The organism is Neisseria oralis (assembly GCF_045062685.1).
Classification (GTDB): domain Bacteria; phylum Pseudomonadota; class Gammaproteobacteria; order Burkholderiales; family Neisseriaceae; genus Neisseria; species Neisseria oralis.
This window is the reverse complement of record NZ_JBJGEB010000001.1, coordinates 203,897-220,420: the sequence shown is the minus strand read 5'-3', so window position 1 is coordinate 220,420 and position 16,524 is coordinate 203,897. Positions and strand designations below refer to the sequence as shown.

35 protein-coding genes are annotated in these 16,524 nt (G+C 50.2%); 30 read left to right on the top strand and 5 right to left on the bottom strand.

Annotated elements, in window-relative coordinates; all coding sequences use genetic code 11:
- Nucleotides 1-100: 100 nt before the first annotated feature.
- The 3 genes from ACI43T_RS01130 to ACI43T_RS01120 all read right to left on the bottom strand — a co-directional run bounded on the left by ACI43T_RS01130 (nt 101) and on the right by ACI43T_RS01120 (nt 2,761).
- On the bottom strand, nt 101-508 hold the full coding sequence (locus tag ACI43T_RS01130; RefSeq protein WP_308023458.1) for an OsmC family protein: 408 nt from the start codon (nt 506-508) through the stop codon (nt 101-103).
- Nucleotides 509-608: 100 nt separating this feature from the next.
- Nucleotides 609-1,772, bottom strand: a complete 1,164-nt coding sequence (locus ACI43T_RS01125; RefSeq protein ID WP_405385385.1) for a pentapeptide repeat-containing protein — start codon at nt 1,770-1,772, stop codon at nt 609-611.
- Nucleotides 1,773-2,056: 284 nt separating this feature from the next.
- A complete protein-coding gene (locus ACI43T_RS01120; protein WP_002212701.1) occupies nt 2,057-2,761 on the bottom strand; it encodes a LexA family transcriptional regulator in 705 nt (234 codons plus the stop codon).
- A gap of 216 nt (nt 2,762-2,977) precedes the next feature.
- Between ACI43T_RS01120 and ACI43T_RS01115 the strand changes: the two genes are divergently transcribed.
- The 25 genes from ACI43T_RS01115 (at nt 2,978) to ACI43T_RS00995 (ending at nt 14,456) form a co-directional block, all read left to right on the top strand.
- Entirely contained in the window at nt 2,978-3,241 is a 264-nt protein-coding gene (locus tag ACI43T_RS01115; protein WP_002212702.1) for a helix-turn-helix domain-containing protein, read from the top strand.
- 77 nt (nt 3,242-3,318) lie between these two features.
- On the top strand, nt 3,319-5,364 hold the full coding sequence (locus tag ACI43T_RS01110) for a Mu transposase C-terminal domain-containing protein (RefSeq protein WP_257065950.1): 2,046 nt from the start codon (nt 3,319-3,321) through the stop codon (nt 5,362-5,364).
- Nucleotides 5,365-5,405: 41 nt separating this feature from the next.
- Nucleotides 5,406-6,320 (top strand): AAA family ATPase, encoded by a 915-nt coding sequence (locus ACI43T_RS01105; RefSeq protein ID WP_314764089.1) that lies wholly within the window; start codon nt 5,406-5,408, stop codon nt 6,318-6,320.
- A gap of 75 nt (nt 6,321-6,395) precedes the next feature.
- The gene (locus tag ACI43T_RS01100) at nt 6,396-6,638 is read left to right on the top strand and encodes a hypothetical protein (RefSeq protein ID WP_405385299.1); all 243 of its coding nucleotides are present in this window, start codon (nt 6,396-6,398) and stop codon (nt 6,636-6,638) included.
- Nucleotides 6,628-6,927, top strand: a complete 300-nt coding sequence (locus ACI43T_RS01095; protein ID WP_405385298.1) for a hypothetical protein — start codon at nt 6,628-6,630, stop codon at nt 6,925-6,927. The genes ACI43T_RS01100 and ACI43T_RS01095 overlap by 11 nt, the downstream gene beginning before the upstream one ends.
- 2 nt (nt 6,928-6,929) lie before the next feature.
- Nucleotides 6,930-7,082: a hypothetical protein gene (locus ACI43T_RS01090; protein WP_002212707.1), complete on the top strand. Its 153-nt coding sequence runs from the start codon at nt 6,930-6,932 to the stop codon at nt 7,080-7,082.
- 15 nt (nt 7,083-7,097) lie between these two features.
- Nucleotides 7,098-7,262, top strand: a complete 165-nt coding sequence (locus ACI43T_RS01085; RefSeq protein WP_002212708.1) for a hypothetical protein — start codon at nt 7,098-7,100, stop codon at nt 7,260-7,262.
- Nucleotides 7,263-7,278: 16 nt separating this feature from the next.
- A complete protein-coding gene (locus tag ACI43T_RS01080) occupies nt 7,279-7,752 on the top strand; it encodes a hypothetical protein (protein ID WP_257065948.1) in 474 nt (157 codons plus the stop codon).
- Nucleotides 7,752-7,931 carry a hypothetical protein gene (locus tag ACI43T_RS01075; protein WP_257065947.1) on the top strand — a complete coding sequence of 60 codons (180 nt, stop codon included), beginning with the start codon at nt 7,752-7,754 and terminating at the stop codon, nt 7,929-7,931. Before ACI43T_RS01080 ends, ACI43T_RS01075 begins: the two co-directional genes overlap by 1 nt.
- Nucleotides 7,928-8,215 carry a hypothetical protein gene (locus ACI43T_RS01070; RefSeq protein WP_257065946.1) on the top strand — a complete coding sequence of 96 codons (288 nt, stop codon included), beginning with the start codon at nt 7,928-7,930 and terminating at the stop codon, nt 8,213-8,215. The genes ACI43T_RS01075 and ACI43T_RS01070 overlap by 4 nt, the downstream gene beginning before the upstream one ends.
- A complete protein-coding gene (locus tag ACI43T_RS01065) occupies nt 8,212-8,712 on the top strand; it encodes a hypothetical protein (protein ID WP_306440781.1) in 501 nt (166 codons plus the stop codon). The genes ACI43T_RS01070 and ACI43T_RS01065 overlap by 4 nt, the downstream gene beginning before the upstream one ends.
- Nucleotides 8,696-9,154, top strand: a complete 459-nt coding sequence (locus ACI43T_RS01060) for a hypothetical protein (protein ID WP_405385297.1) — start codon at nt 8,696-8,698, stop codon at nt 9,152-9,154. The genes ACI43T_RS01065 and ACI43T_RS01060 overlap by 17 nt, the downstream gene beginning before the upstream one ends.
- On the top strand, nt 9,151-9,762 hold the full coding sequence (locus ACI43T_RS01055) for a DUF3164 family protein (protein WP_257065943.1): 612 nt from the start codon (nt 9,151-9,153) through the stop codon (nt 9,760-9,762). Before ACI43T_RS01060 ends, ACI43T_RS01055 begins: the two co-directional genes overlap by 4 nt.
- Before the next feature lie 5 nt (nt 9,763-9,767).
- Entirely contained in the window at nt 9,768-10,031 is a 264-nt protein-coding gene (locus tag ACI43T_RS01050; RefSeq protein ID WP_405385296.1) for a hypothetical protein, read from the top strand.
- A 5-nt stretch (nt 10,032-10,036) separates the two neighbouring features.
- Nucleotides 10,037-10,417 carry a hypothetical protein gene (locus tag ACI43T_RS01045; RefSeq protein WP_405385295.1) on the top strand — a complete coding sequence of 127 codons (381 nt, stop codon included), beginning with the start codon at nt 10,037-10,039 and terminating at the stop codon, nt 10,415-10,417.
- Nucleotides 10,418-10,603: a hypothetical protein gene (locus tag ACI43T_RS01040; RefSeq protein ID WP_405385294.1), complete on the top strand. Its 186-nt coding sequence runs from the start codon at nt 10,418-10,420 to the stop codon at nt 10,601-10,603. It begins immediately after the preceding gene.
- Between the two features lie 19 nt (nt 10,604-10,622).
- Entirely contained in the window at nt 10,623-10,931 is a 309-nt protein-coding gene (locus ACI43T_RS01035; protein WP_405385384.1) for an HU family DNA-binding protein, read from the top strand.
- 75 nt (nt 10,932-11,006) lie between these two features.
- The gene (locus ACI43T_RS01030; protein WP_405385293.1) at nt 11,007-11,447 is read left to right on the top strand and encodes a gp16 family protein; all 441 of its coding nucleotides are present in this window, start codon (nt 11,007-11,009) and stop codon (nt 11,445-11,447) included.
- Entirely contained in the window at nt 11,444-11,890 is a 447-nt protein-coding gene (locus ACI43T_RS01025; protein ID WP_002237250.1) for a Mor transcription activator family protein, read from the top strand. Before ACI43T_RS01030 ends, ACI43T_RS01025 begins: the two co-directional genes overlap by 4 nt.
- A gap of 47 nt (nt 11,891-11,937) precedes the next feature.
- Nucleotides 11,938-12,579, top strand: coding sequence for a hypothetical protein (locus ACI43T_RS01020; protein ID WP_405385292.1), 642 nt, complete (start codon nt 11,938-11,940; stop codon nt 12,577-12,579).
- Nucleotides 12,580-12,710: 131 nt separating this feature from the next.
- A complete protein-coding gene (locus tag ACI43T_RS01015) occupies nt 12,711-13,256 on the top strand; it encodes an N-acetylmuramoyl-L-alanine amidase (protein WP_405385291.1) in 546 nt (181 codons plus the stop codon).
- Nucleotides 13,253-13,462: a hypothetical protein gene (locus ACI43T_RS01010; RefSeq protein ID WP_405385290.1), complete on the top strand. Its 210-nt coding sequence runs from the start codon at nt 13,253-13,255 to the stop codon at nt 13,460-13,462. The genes ACI43T_RS01015 and ACI43T_RS01010 overlap by 4 nt, the downstream gene beginning before the upstream one ends.
- A gap of 161 nt (nt 13,463-13,623) precedes the next feature.
- Complete coding sequence (locus ACI43T_RS01005) at nt 13,624-13,857, top strand: hypothetical protein (protein ID WP_405385289.1); 234 nt, start codon at nt 13,624-13,626, stop codon at nt 13,855-13,857.
- Complete coding sequence (locus tag ACI43T_RS01000) at nt 13,838-14,254, top strand: hypothetical protein (RefSeq protein ID WP_405385288.1); 417 nt, start codon at nt 13,838-13,840, stop codon at nt 14,252-14,254. The genes ACI43T_RS01005 and ACI43T_RS01000 overlap by 20 nt, the downstream gene beginning before the upstream one ends.
- Nucleotides 14,255-14,273: 19 nt before the next feature.
- Nucleotides 14,274-14,456 carry a hypothetical protein gene (locus tag ACI43T_RS00995; RefSeq protein WP_405385287.1) on the top strand — a complete coding sequence of 61 codons (183 nt, stop codon included), beginning with the start codon at nt 14,274-14,276 and terminating at the stop codon, nt 14,454-14,456.
- A 45-nt stretch (nt 14,457-14,501) separates the two neighbouring features.
- Here the strand turns inward: ACI43T_RS00995 and ACI43T_RS00990 are convergent, their stop codons facing one another.
- Nucleotides 14,502-14,672, bottom strand: coding sequence for a YegP family protein (locus ACI43T_RS00990; protein ID WP_002215844.1), 171 nt, complete (start codon nt 14,670-14,672; stop codon nt 14,502-14,504).
- 12 nt (nt 14,673-14,684) lie between these two features.
- On the opposite strand from ACI43T_RS00990, the gene ACI43T_RS00985 reads away from it, so the two are divergent.
- From ACI43T_RS00985 to ACI43T_RS00965, 5 genes are read left to right on the top strand one after another with little or no spacing between them, the layout of a single operon-like run.
- Complete coding sequence (locus ACI43T_RS00985) at nt 14,685-14,903, top strand: hypothetical protein (protein ID WP_405385286.1); 219 nt, start codon at nt 14,685-14,687, stop codon at nt 14,901-14,903.
- Nucleotides 14,900-15,244, top strand: a complete 345-nt coding sequence (locus ACI43T_RS00980; protein WP_314764114.1) for a hypothetical protein — start codon at nt 14,900-14,902, stop codon at nt 15,242-15,244. Before ACI43T_RS00985 ends, ACI43T_RS00980 begins: the two co-directional genes overlap by 4 nt.
- Entirely contained in the window at nt 15,241-15,522 is a 282-nt protein-coding gene (locus tag ACI43T_RS00975; protein ID WP_257065934.1) for a hypothetical protein, read from the top strand. Before ACI43T_RS00980 ends, ACI43T_RS00975 begins: the two co-directional genes overlap by 4 nt.
- A complete protein-coding gene (locus tag ACI43T_RS00970; protein ID WP_002212722.1) occupies nt 15,522-15,737 on the top strand; it encodes a hypothetical protein in 216 nt (71 codons plus the stop codon). Before ACI43T_RS00975 ends, ACI43T_RS00970 begins: the two co-directional genes overlap by 1 nt.
- Before the next feature lie 2 nt (nt 15,738-15,739).
- A complete protein-coding gene (locus tag ACI43T_RS00965) occupies nt 15,740-16,246 on the top strand; it encodes a DUF1804 family protein (protein WP_257065933.1) in 507 nt (168 codons plus the stop codon).
- Here ACI43T_RS00965 and ACI43T_RS00960 read toward each other — a convergent pair.
- Nucleotides 16,243-16,512 (bottom strand): hypothetical protein, encoded by a 270-nt coding sequence (locus ACI43T_RS00960; RefSeq protein WP_257065931.1) that lies wholly within the window; start codon nt 16,510-16,512, stop codon nt 16,243-16,245. The two genes, ACI43T_RS00965 and ACI43T_RS00960, sit on opposite strands and share 4 nt — an antisense overlap.
- Nucleotides 16,513-16,524: the final 12 nt, after the last annotated feature.

The following is a 16,524-nucleotide window of genomic DNA, read 5'->3' as shown; positions in this document are numbered from 1 at the left end:
CCGGCCGTATCGTTCGGTAGGAAAAAGACATTATAAATGATAAGCAACGGCGCAGGCCGTCTGAAAACCGGATTTCCCGTTTCAGACGGCCTGCGCCGGTTTATTCATAGTGGAACCGCAATTCCTGCACCAACTCCGCGCTCAGGCTTTGAGCGACGGGGCAGGTGTGGGCGGCGGCTTCCAAGAGCTTGCGGCTTCGTTCGTCCAAGTCTTTGCTCAGATAAAAATCCACCGCCACTTTCGCCACGCGGCGCGGGTTGGCGGCCATTTCCTTGACCACCTCGGCGCGCGCGCCGGCCAAGTCCGCGCCCAAATCCGCCGCCTTCATCCCCATAATCGTCATCGCACACGCGCCCAGCGACGCGGCAAGCAAATCCGTGGGCGAAAAAGCCTCGCCCCTGCCGTTGTTGTCGGTCGGCGCATCCGTGCTGATAACGTTGCCGCTTTGCAGGTGGGTGAGGTCGCTGTGCAGATTGCCGGTATAACGGACGGTAGCGATACGGGACATGGGAACTCCTTTGTTTCAGGGTTGAAAAAGACAGCTTAAAACAAGACAGGCCGTCTGAAAAGGTTTTCAGACGGCCTTTCGGGTAACAACTGTCTCTTGGTTAATTCCCCATAGGTTTCTTGCCGGACAAATCGGCAATCTTATTTAATAAATCAAGTACCTTATCTGACCCCAAATCATTGTCAGACTGTTTGTCTGCTGATGAATTGTCAGGCAAGTATGGATTGCTCAACAAGCGATTGCGGATTTGGGTAAAGGTTTCCTGCACATATTCACCTGCTTTTTCCGACTCATAGTAACTAGCAGCAGCAGGTAGAGATGCTTTAAGTAAACCACTATACAGTTCGATTTGGTGTTTCATATTGGAAAAATGACGGACTTCCCCCAACAAGTTTTTTTGATGACGCAGACAGGTTGTGCCAATCAGCATTAACGTAATGATAGGGAAAGTGTAAAACAAGAGTGTTGGCAAAGAATCAGGAGGGGAAACGAATCTAAAAGCTATGAGTAAGATAATACCTATAACGAATAAGCCAATCCCAAAAAATTTGAACAGTCTTGCTGCATTTTCATTATTTTCAATCTGTTTATCTGTATTTTTTAAAGCATGTTCTAATGCATCTATGGCATCCTGAATCCGACTATTCAATTCTTTTTTCGAAACATCTTTTAATCTTTCTGAAAATCGGTTCTTCTCTTCTCTTTCTTGTTTAAGCTGATTTTCTAGTCGATTGATTTCCTCTTGGCTTTCTTGGTCGGCTACCGATTTTGCTTGTTCTAGCTCTTTCTCTAGTTGTCGAATCTTGTTTTCAGATTCAGCTATTTGGGCTTGCAAAGAAACAAGACCTGTATCCCAAAAGGGGGACTCGATACTTTCCGGAAATCTGATATGAATGAATTGATTTTCTTCTATGGTTGTGGCTACAAATCTTGCCCCATAAAAATTAGCTCCATACAAATTTGCTCCTTGTAATTGTGTCCGCTGAAAATTCGTTTCTTGACAGTTCGCATCTTGAAGGTTTGCATCTTCTAGATATGAATAGGCTATGTATGTTTTAGAGAGATCTGCTTTCGTCAAATTTGCTTGAACCAGAGAGCTTTCCTCAATGTTTGCCTCACTAATATCCGCCCCGCTGAAATCCGCATCAAATAAAGTTGCCCAATAAAAATGGGTGTTTTTCAGATTTGCACCGCGAAAATCAGCGTGGCTTAAGTTTACTTCCCTAAAATACAATCCACTTAGGTTTGAATAACTCAAATCTATTTTTGAGAGATCCTTCTCCCAAAAAGGAGGGACTATGTATCTCGCTTATGGGGTAGGTATTATTTTGACACCTTTAGAAAGAAAGCAAAAGAAGGCGAAAATTTTAAAGGAAACAAAAATTTGAACGGAAATTTAGGAAAAAGCGGCTTTGACACCTTTAGGTGCAAAGTAGGTAGAAATTGATATAACTTTGATACCTTTTTTGCACAGTTTTGATAAGGTTTTGGGTTGATTTTGGTTTTATTTGAATTGAACGGCGTTTGGAATATCCAAACGCCGTTTTTTTAGTTAACGGTACGGCCATACCATTCTACGCGTCCGATGATGGCTACATTTTGGTTGTCGTCGGTTAAATCTATTTCGAAAGGCTCATAAACCGGATTGGCTGATTTGACGAGCAGCTTGCCGGGTAGTTTTTGGATTTGTTTGACAAACAGGTGATTATCGATGCGGATAACGTACAGTCCGTCGCGCGGGGTGGTTTCGGCGTGATTCACTAGGATGTTGTCGCCGTGGTTGAGTACGCCCTCCATCGAATCGCCCTTTACGGCGATGACGGACAGTTTGTCGAGCTGGCGGGTAACGTAGTTTTCTATCCAGTAACGCCTGAATGCCATGCAGAATAAGGGCTTGTCGTCTTCTGCGGGATAACCGTGCCCTGCGGCGGCGTAGACGTCGTAACGCGGGATAAAGACGAACTCGTCTAAGTTGATGGGATTGCCGAGGGTATCGGTAGCCGTACCGTCGGTATGGGTACGGACTTCGACCGCTTGGCCTTTATTCATGTATGGCGAGCCTTGGCCGGTAAGAAGCCAGTTTAAATCGCAACCGGTTACTTCTTGAATTTTAATCAGATAGTCTGCTGTTGGAATGGCACCGTCTTTCCAGACGCGGCTAAAACCGGAAGCAGACATATCAATCTTATTGTAGAAGTCGGCGGGTTTGGCATTGTCCGGCCACAAAGATTTCAAACGCTCTAAAAAGTCCATGATTGTCCTTTTGCTTAGAATTTCGCATTTAAGCAAAAAATTCACTTCTTTTGCTTAAAATTAATTCGTCAAATAATCAAATAGATGGCTAATATTTTGCTTTTTTGCGTTATATTTCTAAGCAAAAGAGTTGCAATAACCTTTTTTGCTTAGTATTATTCACTCACTTAATCAATTAACGAAGTAAATCACATTACTGAATGGAGTAAGTCAATTATGCAAAAAAACGCAACGCCGAAAAACTGGCACCGCGCGGATATTGTTGCTGCTTTGAAAAAGAAAGGCTGGTCGCTTCGAGCACTTTCAATAGAAGCGGGGTTGTCGCCGAATACGCTTAGAAGCGCACTGGCAGCCCCTTATCTTAAGGGAGAAAGGATTATTGCCGCTGCAATCGGAGTGGAACCGGAAGAGATTTGGCCCGAACGGTATGCAGATCGGAATTTAAAACCTGTTTTCCCCAAAAGAGTAGTTAATGGATAAGTGGTTTTCGATTTAGTTCCTTAAATGCTAAAGGTTATACGCATTTAAGTAAAACACAAAAAGAAAGAAATAGCAAAATGTTGATTTCAGCGGTTGAGTTGGCGGGCTTGCAACTTCCAAAGCTGCCGAACAGTAGACAAGGCATCGAGTACCACGCCAAAAAGAATAATTGGCCGTTTGAAGAGGTTGTAGGACAGGCTCGAGGCGGCAAGCTTAAGAAATATTTGGTTTCCGCCCTCCCTTCGGAGATTCAGGCGGCCATACAGGAAAAACAGGCGGCAACATTGTTAGCCAAGGTGCCGATGTTGCCGGCAGAAGTAAAAAAACCGCTTCGGCAAAATAAGAAGATGCGGCAGTTGGGTTTGATACCGTGCGAGGAAGGTTTGGCGCGGTTGGACGACAGGCAGACGGAAACGGCCCACGCGCGTTGTGCGATTGTCGCCTATGTATTGCCGCTGCATGAATTGGCGGGTATGCCGATTAAGAAGGCGGTGGCGTTTGTGGCAGCTGAAGCGACGGCGGGCAGGTTGCCGGAGGATGTGGCCAAGCTGATTCCGTTGGCGAATGCGCGGAACAACGGCGAACGCAGTTTAAGCGAACCGACTTTATACCGATGGGTGCGGGCTTACCGTGCGGCACCGGACAGCATGAGCCGCCTCTTGGCGCTTGCGCCGGTGAAAACACGGGAAAAGACGCCGCTGCTGGCGATTGACTGGCTGCCTTACTTCTTGATGTTTTATCAGCGGCCGAACAAGCCGACGATGATGGCGGCGGCGAAGAAACTGGCGCAATGGTATCTGGAACAGGGAAAAATCGAGCAGATGCCGAGCTATGACCAGATTCAAACAGTGATGAAACGGCTGCCGGAACATATGAAGGAGCGCGGCAGGCGCACGGGGTCGGCTTATAAGGCTTTGCTGCCTTACATTGACAGAGATTGGACGGCGTTGAAACCGAACGATGTCTGGGTGGGCGACGGCCACAGCTTTAAAGCAAAAATCCGGCATCCGATGGGGTATCTGTTTACGCCGGAAGTGACGATGATTGTGGACGGTTGCAGCGGTGCGGTCGTGGGTTGGAGTGTGGCGCTGTCGGAAACGGCGGTAGCGGTGGCGGATGCTTTGCGCCACGGGATGACGCATTTCCCGCCGCCCTTGGGTTATTACTCGGATAACGGCTCGGGCGAAACGGGCGATATGTTGGATAAGGAAACGACGGGTATTTTGCCGCGTATCGGTATCGAGCATTTTACGGGCATTCCGGGCAATCCGCAGGGGCGCGGCAAGATTGAACGATTATGGCAGACCATCACAATTCCTTTAGCCAAGCAGTATGCGACTTATCAGGGCAAGGATGCTGATGCCGAAACACTGAGAAAGGTATCGAATGCGCTGGCGAGTGCGCAGAAAGTGCAGAAAAAGGGTAAGGAACTGAGCAAGGCGCAGGAAGCGGTGCTGGCGGCAGCACCGACTTGGGCGCAGTTTATGGCGGATTTGGAAGAAGCGGTACGCCGATACAACTTTGAACACGAGCACCGCAGCCTGCCGAAAAATCCGGAAACGGGACGGCATTTTACGCCGATGAAATATTACGAATACCGGATGAAAACAGACGGCATGAGGGTGAAAACGGATGTATTAAGCCCGCTGGAGTTGGATTTTATGTACCGTCCGGAGGAAGAACGCATCCCCGACCGCGGAGCGGTGTCTCTGCACAACAATACTTACTTCCACCAAGGATTGCTGGATTACAGCGGTCAGAAGGTACGGGTGGCTTACGACATCCACGATGCCGACCATGTGATTGTGAAGGATATGCAGGGCAAGGTGATTTGCAAAGCGGTATTCAACGGCAACAAACGGGCGGCATTTGCGGAAACGCGGATGGAACAACTGGCCGAACGCCGCCGCAAAGGCCAAGCCAAACGTCTGCAAGACAAGATGGATTTAATCGAGGCGCAACGCCAATCGGCCACGCCGATTATCGAGCAGCAGCCTGATTTCGGCGAATTTTTGAAGCTGGAAACGGAAAGCGGCGGATTGGTAGAGGTGGAAAACAGGCCGTCTGAAAGCGGCAAAGGTAAGAAGAAGTTACGCGATTTTTTATGGGAAGACGCCGGTTAGTATGACGGCACATCTTTGACACTTTTTAAGGAAAACGAAAAATGATTGAGAAATTAAGACAATTTCTGGAAACCAGCGGCATGAGCCAAAACAAGGCGGCCGACCGCATGGGCGTATCGAGAAGTGCATTGTCGGGCTATTTGAACGGCAAATACGACGGCGATATTGCGGGGATGGATAAGAAAGCCGCGCTGTTTCTTGAACAGGAAGGCGACCGGGCGGAATTGAAAAAGCTGGATATTCCCTATGTTGAAACGGGCACGGCCAAGAAGATGAAAGGTTGGCTGGGTTTGGCGGCATGGCTGGGGCAGCTCGGTATTGTGTATGGCGGCGCGGGCTTGGGTAAAACCACGGTATTGAAACAATATGCGGCCACTAACCCGCTGGCTTTGTTGATTGAGCCGGATACAGGCTATACGGCAAAGGTGTTGTTGCAGGAAATCTGTCATGCACTGGATTTAAGCGAGAGAGGCAATATCCATGAGCTGACGGAGCGGATTATCAACTGCCTGAAGCGTGATAAGAAGAGCCGCAGCCCGCGTGATGCACACCGTATTTTGCTGATTGACGAGGCAGAACAGTTACCGACACGCGCACTGGAGAGCCTGCGGCGGATACATGATAAATCGGGCGTGGCGGTGGCGTTGGTGGGGATGCCCAAGCTGCTGCTGAATCTGAAGGGGCCGAACAGTGAATTTAAGCAGTTGTTTTCAAGGGTATCGGTCAAGATGGAATTGGGCGAGATGCTGCCGGAAGCGGATTTAAAACAGATTGCGGCGGCAGTGTTGAAGACGAACGATGAAGCGGTATTGCAGAAGGTGGTGAAAACGGCCAAAGGCAATGCGCGGAAACTGTCGAAGCTGCTGCTGATTGTGGACTATTTGTTGCAGGTTAACCCTGATGTTGATTTGGATGATGATGTAATCGAACACGCGGAAACCTATTTAATCCACTAAACCTTTGACAGATAAGGCAATAATTTTTTTACCTTGTTATTTTGTTAAGTTATTGAAATTAAAGGAAAACTAAAAATGGAAAATTTGAAAATGCGGCATCTGCTCGCCATACCGACGATTGTGATTGCGGTAACGGCGTGTGCGAACCGCTGCACCGAGCCGGTGCCGGCGTGGAGCCTGTATCAGAACGAGACCAGTCAGCAGCGGCTGATGCGGGAAAAACAGAATGCGGCTGACTTTGCGGTATTGCAGGCAGAAAAAGCCTATGAACGGATGAGCGATAAAGAGCGGATGAAAGGGGTGGTTTATGAAAACTGAGACGAAAATCTGCAAAAAATGCGGAGAAGAGAGGCCGTTGTTCCGTTTCAAAAAAGACGATGCCTATGTAGGCGGGTATAGGCCTGTATATTACGAGTGTTTAAACGCCAGAGCAAAGGAACTGAAGGCAGTCCGAGACAGTATGGCGGAAAGAAAGATTATCTCTAAAGGCATCAGCATAAATGGAGGGAAAACGCATATGGAATTTCCTGAAGAACCTGAATTTATGAAAAACAAATACTGGACCGTTACAAAAACGGATTATAGAAGACCATTAAAAGGACTTTAACCATGAGTAAACGGTTGGCACGACGGAAGATGCCGAAACACGAATTGAAACGGGTTAAAGCGTTCGCCCTGAAACAGGCGGTCGAGAAGATTCGGGCACGGTGGGGCGAGAAAGCGATACGGCTTGCCTCAACAGACAACAAACAGACTGATTAAACAAGGAATAAGAAAATGATGAATGAAATGAATGCGGTAGCGGCTTTGTTGGTTATTGCCATATTGCTGGCGGCGGTAATGACTGTGTTGGTCGAGATATTGGTCGAGCAACGGGTTAAGGAACGGCTGGGGAAACTGCTGGATAAGGCGTGCCGACCGGATGACGGGTGGCAGGAATGATACAGGAGGAAATGTGATGAATATTGCCAAACCAAGAAAAGAAGACCTTGAAGCAGTATGGGAACTGGTCGCGTTTTTAAACAAAATAGCGCAGGGCTTGAATCCGACTTATCAGCCTGCCGATCCGGAGGACGAAGACGATTTCGAATACCTGTCCGCCGCGCCTGCTGATACGGTGTTTGAAGCTTTGGAATCTTTGACTGATGATGCCAATTTGCCTTGGATTATGTGTGTATTGGACACCCTGATTTCCGAAAATAACAACATTATTGACCAAGAATCTGATGTTTTGGATTTCTCACCGAAATTTAAACAGGCTATGAAGGACGCAGAAAGGTTAGACTTTTTGTTCGATGTTGAATCTGTTGAATTTTCATGCACATATGACGGAAGAAAATGCTGTTTCTTACCTGAGCATGATGTCATCGGGTATGGAAACAACTACCGCGAAGCGTTGGATGATGCGATGAAAGTATGGGAGGAAATGTGATGAATATGGTGTTCACGTTGTTTTTGGGGTTGGTTGGGCTGGTCTGTTTTGTCCGTGCTGCTAAAGAGACTTATCACTCGGAATCACCATACGGCCTGATAACGGGGCTGTTGGGTGTGATGTGTTCGGCTTTTGCGGTGGCGGTGTCGGCGGCAAGGGTGATGGGGGTGTTGAAATGACGATTTATCTGAATATCGCCCGCGACGGCATTATCAAAATTACCCAAGATAATGCTTTGGGCGACCGAGAAGGCGATACGGATTATCTGAGTAAAGAGCTGAACGAGGGCTGTACGCTTGAGGAGGCTTATGCGGTTGTCGCCGCAAATACATCTTGGAAAAACGGGTTGTTTTATTGTCCGCCGGTGGACGTAGAAGACGGGGAGCAGGCATGTGATGCAGCTATTGATTTTTCTGACTCGGTTTACTGCGGCCTTAAAAGTCTGATGGAGGCGAGAACATGAAAGTGCGCTGCCCTACTTGCGGTGCAGTGATGAGCTTAGATGTATTAATCGCCCATGATGATGCACGCGAAGCTCTGATTGCCCTGACAGGCATTTCAGACGACCTTTTTAAGGCGGTATTGCGGTATCTGACGCTGTTTCGCCCCGCCGAAAAGGATTTAAGTTTTAACCGTGTTTCAAAGCTCGTCGGCGAGATTGCGCCGATGATACGGGACCGAAAGATTGTCCGCAACCGCAAAACTTACCCGGCCCCGCGCGAGGCTTGGATTTGGGCGGTAACGCGATGCCTTGAGGCACGGGACGCGGGAAAGTTGACGCCGCCGCTGACCAGCCACGGTTATTTGTTGGAAAACATCACGTTTTGGTCGCCTGAAAAGACGGCGGGAACGGCGGTTTTGCCTTCTCCCCAACCCTCTCCCGCGGGAGAGGGAGTAAGTACCAAATTGAGGAGCGGTTTGGGCGATTTGATGGAGTGGTCGAATGGAGGACAACAATAGCTGGCTTAAAAAAGCAATCGCGCAGGGTTTTATGATGCTCGCCGCCCTAAACCTCAAAGGCCGCCCTGCCTCGGCGGATTTGACGGCAGTCGCCGAACTTTGGTTAGGCATACTAAGCGGCCGGTCGTGGCAACCGGAACAGGACGGAATCAGGATACAGGCAGCCTTTAGGGCTATCGCGGCATCCTCGTCAGAGTGGCCAAACCCTGCCGACCTTATCAAACACCTGCCGCCGCCCGAAATCAGGATGGTGCCGAGGCTGGAAAAGAAGCACCGCCCGACGGAATACGGCAAAGCGCAGGCCGCCGAACTGAAAAAGATTGTCGGCAGATTGGAAAACGCGCCCTGTATGGACAGGGACTGGATACACGGGCAACGCCACCGTACGGTGGATGAGTGTAAAAGGATTTATGCCGAAAGGCAGAAAGGTAAAACAAAATGAGTAATTTAGATGTAAGCCAATACAAACAGGATGCCAAAGGCAATCTCGTGCCGCTGGCCAATATCCGCGAAATTGACCTGCTGCGCGACGAGCTGGTGCAGGAAATCGCTGCAAAAGCCCGCGCGGTACAGGATAACTTAATCGCCTTCAAACGCGAAGCTATGGACGATATTGCGGCGTTTGTACAGTTGAGTGCCGACCGATACGACGTGAATGTCGGCGGTAAGAAAGGCAATATCAGCCTGCACAGCTTTGACGGCGCGTACCGCGTCAACCTCGCCATGCAGGACACACTGGTATTCGACGAGGGACTGCTGGCGGCCAAGGCTCTGATTGACGAGTGCATCAACGAATGGACGGAAGGCAGCCGCACGGAATTGAAAACACTGATTAACGCGGCCTTCCAAGTGGACAAAGAAGGCAATATCAGCACCGCCCGCGTCCTCGGCCTGCGCCGCCTGCAAATCACGGATGAAAAATGGCAACGGGCGATGGATGCGCTCTCCGACAGTTTGCAGGTGCATATCAGCAAGCCGTTTGTGCGGGTGTATCAGCGCGGCGAGGATGGGGAGTATCAGTTAATGAATTTGGATGTGGCGAAGGTGTAGGAAAAATGAACGCAAATATAATGATTTATTTGATTGAAGTTAATGATGGGCCGGTTGCAAAAGCACTGCGAAGTTTTCAGCAGGACAAGGACGCAATGCGACAGGCGTGGCTTGATTGGGCGCGCGAACACTTGCCGTCAGACGCGCTAATGCGGGAATGGAGCGATGGGCAAGTGGCAGGTTTGCGTTCCCTTCTGGCATACCCGATGGATGGAAAAAGCCCAATAAGAACGGAACTTGTTGGCCACGGAAAAACAACCCAATCCTAAAAACCATGCCACTCAACAAAAGATTTAAACGCCCTGAAGAGTATTTGGAAGAAGTTAGCATCACCGCACCAACAATGATTTTTGAAAAGAATAACGACGGAGAGACTTGGGCATCGTGGGGTATCGGTAATTTCTTTAATCCTGTTCAGTTCGTTTGGGCGGGATTGGAGGAGGACGCGCCAAAGGGCGTGGTAACTCCTGATTATGCCTACGAGCTTAGAGAAGGGGCTAAGAGAATCAGAAACGGCTGTACGATGCAGCCGCCCGAAGATTTTGATTGGCAGAATCTGTTACCGGGCTGCCGTGTCATTCCTCGGTATGAGTGGGATTACTTGGTTGGGAAATGGCAGGAAACACGGAATGATGCCGAAGAACAGGAGGCTTAAATGGCAAAATTCATTATTGAAATCGAAGATACGCCCGACGGCGTGATGATAACGGCACATGGAGATAGGCCACCTGTCTTAGAAAAAGACTGGAAAATGCCCAAACAGATTGTGCTAATTGTCAAAAAGATATTAGAGGAAGCAAATAATGCCTGTATCAGATCGAAATGGAGAATCCCTTATTAACTAACCCGCGCGGCACGGTCTGCCGCATTTAAATCTAAATAGGAGTCAAAAAGTGAATAAATCCGAATTAATCCAAGCCATCGCCGACGAGGCGGAATTGAGCAAACGCGCTGCGGCGGAGTTTGTCGATGCGTTTGTCAGCGTGGTAACGCAAGAACTGAAAGACGGAAACGACGTTACGCTGGTCGGCTTCGGCACGTTCCACGCCGCCCAATCCGCCGAGCGTCAGGGACGCAATCCGAAAACGGGCGAACCGCTGACCATCGCGGCGCGCAAAACGCCCAAGTTCCGCCCGGGCAAGGCGTTGAAAGATGCGGTAAACGGTTAAACGTCTGAAACCCCAAATCCAAGCGGATTTTTGAAAAGTCCGCTTCAGTTTGAAGTTTTAGCGACGAGGAAAACCATGATGAACACAAACGAACAGTACAAACGCAAGGGGCTGATTGCGAAAATCAAAATCGCGCAAAGCCAGCTTGGGATGGAAGATGATGTTTACCGTGCGATGCTGGCGCGCGTGTGCGGCAAAACATCCTGCACGAAGATGAATCTGGCCGAATTACAGGCGGTGGCGGCGGAAATGAAGCGGATGGGCTTTAAGCAGACCGCACCGAAGGGCAAAGGCATCCGCCCGCATTTGACGCCCGACCGCGAAGCCCTGCTGAATAAGCTGGAGGCGCTGTTGACGGTGGGCGATAAAAGCTGGCAATACGCCGACGGGATGGCCAAAAGGATGTTTGGCAAGGATTTGGTACGATTTTTGACACCCGAGCAGCTATACAAACTGGTGCAGGCACTGCAAATCCATACTAATAAGGAACAGGCAAAAAAGGCGGCAGAGCAATGATCAGGGTAGATGAAGAAGATTTTGAGGCGGTGCGCCACCTGCTGCCCGAAAGTGTGCTGGCACTGATTACGATCATCGGGCTGACAGAAACGGTGGAGCTGGTGAAAAACTTAGGCGGCACGACCTACCCGTTGCGGCAGGGACGCACCAAAGGCAGCGAATCGCGGCTGGCTTATTTGGAGGAAATCGTCGGCGGTGCAGCAATGGAAAAAATGGTGGAAGCACTGGCCCCCTGCGATCTGTTTATCCCGAAATGCGAACAGGCTTTGCTGGAATTGCGCGACCGCCATATCCGCCGCCGCTTCGATGCGCAGACGGGTAAAGGCGTACCCGCTTATGAGGCGGTGAACGATTTGGCTTTGGCGCACGCGCTGACCGACCGCCATATCTGGCGGATTCTGAAGAAGCCGGATAATGAGTGTGAGCAAGGCGGGTTGTTTTAAATTATAATGCCGTGGGGATAACACGGCATTTTTTATGGGAAATCAAGATGAAGACGTTTTATGTTCTGATGTTGGCCGCAATGCTTGCGGCTTGCGGCGGACAAGAAAACAAGCCTGCTACCAGCGAAAGTCAAACCGATAATCGGGCGCAGCAATATCAGAATCAGCAAAAACAGATTGCCGCACGTTTGGCCGATGAAGAATATTTCATCGGTGAAAACAATTTGGAACAAATCCGTCTGCACGCCAATTTGAAAGAGCACGCTCAAAAGCTGCTGTCTTTATTGGCGCAGGCCGACAAGGAAAGCCGTGTATGGGTTTTGCCCAGCGATGCAGCCAAAATCAAAGAATTCAATGCGGCTTTCGCGGCGGTGGCAAAATCTGCCGAGGAATCTTTCGGCGGCCCTTTTCTTGCGGATAAGGCGGGGCTTTATCAATGTGCCGCTGCGGCCAATGCGGCTTACGATTATTTTTTCGCCCGGCAGAGAAAGGATGCGCTGACCGAAAATTACCGCAAACAATACACGGACAACATAGCTGCCTGCCAAGGGCAAATCCGCACCCCGCCAACCGCCCAAGCGACAGTGTATGCGCGTAAAGGTATCAAGCTGCCGTTGAATAATTGTTTGTCGGTATTGGCCGGAGATGAAGAATTTGATACCTACACCTGCCCGATGGAAGTAAAATAGGCCGTCTGAAACCCAGCCCGAGAGCAAAAGCCATCGGGCTTTTTGCTGCCTGTCTGACATGGGGCAGACGCGGTGCCAAATAAGCGGACGGGATAATCAAGGCTCGATAACAGACTAAGCAGGACAAATCTATGAGCAAGATTATTGTGCTGACCGCAGGCCACAGCAACACCGATCCGGGTGCGGTAAACGGCAGCGACCGCGAAGCGGACATCGCGCAGGATATACGCAATATTACGGCATCGATTTTACGCAACGATTATGGCTTGACGGTCAAAACCGACGGCGAGGGCAAGGGCAATATGCCGTTGCGTGAGGCTGTCAAACTGATTCGAGGCTCGGATGTGGCGATTGAGTTCCATACCAACGCTGCCGTCAGCAAAGCGGCTACGGGCATTGAGGCTTTAAGTATCGTTAAAAACAAACGTTGGTGTCAGGTATTGAGCAAGGCCGTTGCCAAGGCAACCGGCTGGAAACTGCGCGGCGAAGACGGCTTTAAGCCTGATAACGCAGGGCAACATTCCCGCCTTGCTTATGCTCAGAACGGTGGCATTGTGTTTGAGCCGTTTTTTATCAGCAATGATGCCGACCTCAAGCTCTTTAAGGAACGCAAGTGGGCTATTTGCCGCGCGATTGCGACGGCCATTGCGATGGAAGTGGGAGCGGCACGGGTATGAACATTATCGGTAGTCTGAAAGAAGCCGCTTATCATTTTTTGGCAACATTGATTGGCTCGAATCCAAGCTATGAGCAAGTAAACCGTGCACTTGTCCGTATGCCTAGGGTACGTCCTTTGAACAGCTATCCGCGTCCTAGTTACGGTAAGTCAGGTGTGGCCGCAGCTAAACGGGCGGCGCGTAAACGCAAGGCGAAAAAATGCTGAAAGCACGTCTGATTTGTTGGATTCTGAATTTGGTATCGAATGATTGGGAAGTCCGAATTGAAACACGCTGTATCGGCAATGGTTATTACGACCGCCCAATCATTGTGAAAAAAAAGCACTGATATTTGTCGGGCGTAAATGCCCGACCTACGGGATAAATAATGCGTATTTTGGATATTTTCAAAAACCCCGCGACGGGCAATGTGTCGCACTCGAAACTGTGGGCAAACGTCGCCTGCGCGGCTGGGACGTTTAAATTTGTGATGCTGCCCGACCCCTCGGCGGAGATTTGGGCGGTGTATTTGGGCATCGTCGGCGGCTATGCCGTGGCGCGCTCGTTTGTCAGCGTGAAGCGGCAGGAATTGGAGAGCGACCATGCCCGTGAAACTGATTAAATACCTGCCCCATTTGGTCGCGGCGTTGCTGCTGGTGGCGGCGTTGGGGTTGGCCTACCGTGCGGGCTTTCAGACGGCCTATCACAAACAGCAGGTCATTATCGAACAGGCGGGAAAAGACAAGTCCGCCGCGCTCTTGGCATCCAGCCGGGCATTTGCCGCGGAATTGGAACGGGCCAATGCCCGGCAGCAGGAGCAGGCGGAAAAAACGCAACAGGCAGGCATTAAGCTGGCGGCAGCCAATGCTGAAATAGGCCGTCTGAAACAGCAATACAGGAAAGGGATTCACCATGCAATCGAACAGGATAAAAGCATTGCCGGCAATGCTTGTATTGACGGTCTGGGCGCTAACGGGCTGCGCCAATACCGCCAAGCCCTCGGATACGGTGCCGATTAAAACGGTTGAGGTGCCGGTTATGCCCGCGCCGCCTGCCGCCCTGATGGTGCCGCCGGTACGCCCTGCTCCTCCGGAAAGCGGCAGTACCCGCGCTTTGCTTGAACACGCTGTGGAGTTTGGCGGCTATGTTGCCGAACTTGAAAATCAAAACGCGGCATGGCGCGATTGGGCGGGCAGCCACTCCCGCAAAGTCGGTGACTGACAAAAAAAGCCCGCGTAGGGCGCGGGCTGAGGGTGAAAGCGGATTTTATACCTCTTTTACAGGGGTGGCGGCGGTGGTGCTTTTCAGCAAATCGACTGCGTGCTGGCAGTTTTGCTTGCTGGTGTAGCCTTCGCCCTGAGCGATGATTTCATGGTTGGCTGCTTTCAAACGCCAACGGTATTCGCCTTTTGCGTCTTTATAGATTTCAAAATACATAAGGTTTCTCCTATGAATGAGTACACGTTTTCTTACCGCTTTGACGGCAAGTCCTGGTCATTGAGCATTTGGGCGGACAGCCCCGAAGAAGCCCGGGCAAAATTTCGGGCGGCCCGGGAAAATGCGCAGTATGACGGTGAAGTTATAGCAAAGGTTTGTACATTTGTAAATATTTCATGGGTTAATAAATTGTACAAGCGGATAAAATATTTAATGGGTATCAAAGAATGACCGTATACCGTGAATTAATTGAACGTCAGTTGGCGGTGCGCCAAGCGGGTTTGCAAATCGGGCTGCAAAAGGCCAACGAGCAAGAGCCGTTCATCGCGGCGGTGGCCGAAACTTTAAGCCGCACGATGTGGGGCTATGTGATGCGGATGGATGCGCGGTTTGAAGTTACGTTTATCGTAGATTTGGGCTATGTGGCTTTCGAGCATCAATTCGCGGCGGTCAAACAGGCGCTGGCGGAAAAATTCGAGGTGGAGGCCGACGGGGATGCGCTGACTGTCGAATCCGACCGCCTGCCCTATGGTATTGCGGCCTGCCGGGTGGTGTTCGGAGACGTGTTATGAACGGAGATACACCGATTACCGTGGAATATGTGTTCGGCACGTTGGTGTCGTTTCTGATTGCTTTATTGTGGTATTGGGTAAAAAGCATTTCAGACGGCCTGAAAGAAGCCCGCAAAGATCGTGATGAACTGCTCGGCAGGTTGCACAGCGTAGAAACATCTTATCAGACGAAAGCGGAAGCAAAAGACAACAGGAACGAAATCTTAAACTTGTTGCGTGAAATCAAGGCTGATTTGAAAGAAGTCGGCCAGAAAATCGAACGGAAGGCAGACAAATAATGCAAAACCAAGACCCTATTTTAAGAGCGTTGGCAGAAATCAACGGCAAGCAGGACAAATTGTTACAAAATCAGGAACGCATGGATGCGGAAATCAAGAAAATCCATGCCGATTGCCGCCGCACGTCGGCAACCACCGGCGCGGCCGCGGGCGCGATTTCGGGCGGCATTGTGGCTACGGGCATCGCATTTGCCCGCGCCAAGTTGGGGCTGTAACGATGGCGCATCCGAAGGCGACCCGCGACAAGCTGCGGGCACTCTACTGCAACGGCGAGCAGAGCCTTGAGACGGCGGCGGCTTTATGCGGCGTATCGCTCGGCACCGCCCGCCGCTGGCGCGATGAGGCCAAGGCGCAGGGCGACGACTGGAACAAGCTGCGCGCGGCCCACACGCTGGCCGGCGGCAGCATAGACGAAATCGCGCGGGCGATGATGACGTCGTTTCTGGTGCAGTATCAGGCGACGATGACGATGTTGCAGGATGCGGAAGTGGAAGATTTGCCGCCGAGCAAACGGGTGCAACTGCTGGCGAGTTTGGCCGATGCGTTTACCAAAACGGTGGCGGCGAACAAGCGGGTGTTGCCAGAAACCTCGCAACTGGCGACGGCTTTGGAGTTGTTGCAGTTTTTGATGGTATTCGTGCAAGAAAAACACCCCAAACATTTGGCTGCCTTTGTGGAGGTGTTGGAGCCGTTCGGGGTGGAGGTGGAGAGGAAGTTTGGTTAGTTGGGTGCTTTTACTGAAGTATAAGCATTATAAATTGGTACATATTTAGCTCTTCCTTCTTGGACAAGCTCGATAGCGCAATTTTCGATATCTAAATAGCCTGCACTTATGCCTAGGTTGTGAAGAATTTTAGGCTGCATATTAGCTACATCGATACCACAAAATGGATAATGTAAAGGTTCATTTATTTTGATACGATTTTCTTTCTCAAACTCATAGTAGGCTTCAATCACCTGATAAATAATGTCTTTTAATGCTTCCGGCATTTTAATATCCTT

What these genes read in the sequence shown, in the direction of transcription:
- ACI43T_RS01130 (WP_308023458.1), bottom strand. Translation starts at nt 508, where the DNA reads ATGTCCCGTATCGCTACCGTCCGTTATACCGGCAATCTGCACAGCGAC.
- ACI43T_RS01120 (WP_002212701.1), bottom strand. Translation starts at nt 2,761, where the DNA reads ATGGACTTTTTAGAGCGTTTGAAATCTTTGTGGCCGGACAATGCCAAA.
- ACI43T_RS01115 (WP_002212702.1), top strand. Translation starts at nt 2,978, where the DNA reads ATGCAAAAAAACGCAACGCCGAAAAACTGGCACCGCGCGGATATTGTT.
- ACI43T_RS01110 (WP_257065950.1), top strand. Translation starts at nt 3,319, where the DNA reads ATGTTGATTTCAGCGGTTGAGTTGGCGGGCTTGCAACTTCCAAAGCTG.
- ACI43T_RS01105 (WP_314764089.1), top strand. Translation starts at nt 5,406, where the DNA reads ATGATTGAGAAATTAAGACAATTTCTGGAAACCAGCGGCATGAGCCAA.
- ACI43T_RS01100 (WP_405385299.1), top strand. Translation starts at nt 6,396, where the DNA reads ATGGAAAATTTGAAAATGCGGCATCTGCTCGCCATACCGACGATTGTG.
- ACI43T_RS01095 (WP_405385298.1), top strand. Translation starts at nt 6,628, where the DNA reads ATGAAAACTGAGACGAAAATCTGCAAAAAATGCGGAGAAGAGAGGCCG.
- ACI43T_RS01090 (WP_002212707.1), top strand. Translation starts at nt 6,930, where the DNA reads ATGAGTAAACGGTTGGCACGACGGAAGATGCCGAAACACGAATTGAAA.
- ACI43T_RS01085 (WP_002212708.1), top strand. Translation starts at nt 7,098, where the DNA reads ATGATGAATGAAATGAATGCGGTAGCGGCTTTGTTGGTTATTGCCATA.
- ACI43T_RS01080 (WP_257065948.1), top strand. Translation starts at nt 7,279, where the DNA reads ATGAATATTGCCAAACCAAGAAAAGAAGACCTTGAAGCAGTATGGGAA.
- ACI43T_RS01075 (WP_257065947.1), top strand. Translation starts at nt 7,752, where the DNA reads ATGAATATGGTGTTCACGTTGTTTTTGGGGTTGGTTGGGCTGGTCTGT.
- ACI43T_RS01070 (WP_257065946.1), top strand. Translation starts at nt 7,928, where the DNA reads ATGACGATTTATCTGAATATCGCCCGCGACGGCATTATCAAAATTACC.
- ACI43T_RS01065 (WP_306440781.1), top strand. Translation starts at nt 8,212, where the DNA reads ATGAAAGTGCGCTGCCCTACTTGCGGTGCAGTGATGAGCTTAGATGTA.
- ACI43T_RS01060 (WP_405385297.1), top strand. Translation starts at nt 8,696, where the DNA reads ATGGAGGACAACAATAGCTGGCTTAAAAAAGCAATCGCGCAGGGTTTT.
- ACI43T_RS01055 (WP_257065943.1), top strand. Translation starts at nt 9,151, where the DNA reads ATGAGTAATTTAGATGTAAGCCAATACAAACAGGATGCCAAAGGCAAT.
- ACI43T_RS01050 (WP_405385296.1), top strand. Translation starts at nt 9,768, where the DNA reads ATGAACGCAAATATAATGATTTATTTGATTGAAGTTAATGATGGGCCG.
- ACI43T_RS01045 (WP_405385295.1), top strand. Translation starts at nt 10,037, where the DNA reads ATGCCACTCAACAAAAGATTTAAACGCCCTGAAGAGTATTTGGAAGAA.
- ACI43T_RS01040 (WP_405385294.1), top strand. Translation starts at nt 10,418, where the DNA reads ATGGCAAAATTCATTATTGAAATCGAAGATACGCCCGACGGCGTGATG.
- ACI43T_RS01030 (WP_405385293.1), top strand. Translation starts at nt 11,007, where the DNA reads ATGATGAACACAAACGAACAGTACAAACGCAAGGGGCTGATTGCGAAA.
- ACI43T_RS01025 (WP_002237250.1), top strand. Translation starts at nt 11,444, where the DNA reads ATGATCAGGGTAGATGAAGAAGATTTTGAGGCGGTGCGCCACCTGCTG.
- ACI43T_RS01020 (WP_405385292.1), top strand. Translation starts at nt 11,938, where the DNA reads ATGAAGACGTTTTATGTTCTGATGTTGGCCGCAATGCTTGCGGCTTGC.
- ACI43T_RS01015 (WP_405385291.1), top strand. Translation starts at nt 12,711, where the DNA reads ATGAGCAAGATTATTGTGCTGACCGCAGGCCACAGCAACACCGATCCG.
- ACI43T_RS01010 (WP_405385290.1), top strand. Translation starts at nt 13,253, where the DNA reads ATGAACATTATCGGTAGTCTGAAAGAAGCCGCTTATCATTTTTTGGCA.
- ACI43T_RS01005 (WP_405385289.1), top strand. Translation starts at nt 13,624, where the DNA reads ATGCGTATTTTGGATATTTTCAAAAACCCCGCGACGGGCAATGTGTCG.
- ACI43T_RS01000 (WP_405385288.1), top strand. Translation starts at nt 13,838, where the DNA reads ATGCCCGTGAAACTGATTAAATACCTGCCCCATTTGGTCGCGGCGTTG.
- ACI43T_RS00995 (WP_405385287.1), top strand. Translation starts at nt 14,274, where the DNA reads ATGCCCGCGCCGCCTGCCGCCCTGATGGTGCCGCCGGTACGCCCTGCT.
- ACI43T_RS00990 (WP_002215844.1), bottom strand. Translation starts at nt 14,672, where the DNA reads ATGTATTTTGAAATCTATAAAGACGCAAAAGGCGAATACCGTTGGCGT.
- ACI43T_RS00985 (WP_405385286.1), top strand. Translation starts at nt 14,685, where the DNA reads ATGAATGAGTACACGTTTTCTTACCGCTTTGACGGCAAGTCCTGGTCA.
- ACI43T_RS00980 (WP_314764114.1), top strand. Translation starts at nt 14,900, where the DNA reads ATGACCGTATACCGTGAATTAATTGAACGTCAGTTGGCGGTGCGCCAA.
- ACI43T_RS00975 (WP_257065934.1), top strand. Translation starts at nt 15,241, where the DNA reads ATGAACGGAGATACACCGATTACCGTGGAATATGTGTTCGGCACGTTG.
- ACI43T_RS00970 (WP_002212722.1), top strand. Translation starts at nt 15,522, where the DNA reads ATGCAAAACCAAGACCCTATTTTAAGAGCGTTGGCAGAAATCAACGGC.
- ACI43T_RS00965 (WP_257065933.1), top strand. Translation starts at nt 15,740, where the DNA reads ATGGCGCATCCGAAGGCGACCCGCGACAAGCTGCGGGCACTCTACTGC.
- ACI43T_RS00960 (WP_257065931.1), bottom strand. Translation starts at nt 16,512, where the DNA reads ATGCCGGAAGCATTAAAAGACATTATTTATCAGGTGATTGAAGCCTAC.